The following is a 1008-nucleotide window of genomic DNA, read 5'->3' on the forward strand; positions in this document are numbered from 1 at the left end:
GCAAAAAAAAGCTATAAAAAAAGAGATAGGATTAGTATATTTAAGGTTCTGAATCACAAATATTTAACTAAAACTATCTCTATGTTATCTACAGACAAAATTACTGAAATTTATTATGAAGTCGATGAATTTTTTAAAGCATATTCAAATGTTTTGCAATCTCATAGTATTGAATCAGATAGTACAAAGAAAAAACGTAATCGAAAGTCAACACTTAATGCAAGTGAAGTAATGACTATTTTGATTTTATTTCATGATAGTGGTTTTAGATGTTTAAAACATTATTATATTGATTATGTAAAAGTTCATATGCAAAAGGAATTTCCTAAAACTGTTTCTTATAATCGCTTTGTAGAACTACAAAAAACGGTTATTGTACCTTTAGGAATCTTCTTAAAATCTAATAGATTAGGCAAATGTACAGGAGTTTCATTTATAGATTCTACTCCTTTAAGAGTGTCACACATTAAAAGAGAAAAGCAGCATAAAACATTTAAGAATATAGCAACAAAAGGTCAGTGTTCTATTGGTTGGTTTATGGGGTTTAAACTTCATTTAATTATAAATGATAAAGGTGAAATACTTGATTTCTTATTAACTCCAGCCAATGTTGATGATAGAAAACCTTTAAAAGAATTGAATTTTCATAAACGTATTTTTGGTAAACTCTTTGGAGATAAAGGATATATCAGTAAAGATCTTTTTGAACAAATGTTCGTTGATGGAGTACATTTAGTTACTAAAATCAAAAAAAACATGAAGAACTCAATGATGCTACTTGCCGATAAAATACATTTAAAGAAAAGAGCACTTATTGAAACTGTAAATGATGAATTAAAGAATATGTGTCAAGTAGAACATACAAGACACAGATCCTTTAATAATTTTATAGCAAATATGTTAGCTGCTTTGATTACATATTCATACTTCCCGAAAAAGCCTTCTATTAATAATATTAACGACATTATTGATCAAAATAGACTAATAGCTTAAGTCGAACTCACGTTA

General features: G+C 27.0%; 1 protein-coding gene. It reads left to right on the forward strand.

The features are described 5' to 3' along the window. The first annotated feature begins 81 nt into the window (after positions 1 to 81). Positions 82 to 993: an IS982 family transposase gene (locus GOQ24_RS08195; protein ID WP_155093499.1), complete on the forward strand. Its 912-nt coding sequence runs from the start codon at positions 82 to 84 to the stop codon at positions 991 to 993. The last annotated feature ends 15 nt before the right edge of the window (positions 994 to 1008 follow it).

The organism is Myroides sp. LoEW2-1 (assembly GCF_009767705.1).
Classification (GTDB): Bacteria; Bacteroidota; Bacteroidia; order Flavobacteriales; family Flavobacteriaceae; genus Flavobacterium; species Flavobacterium album_A.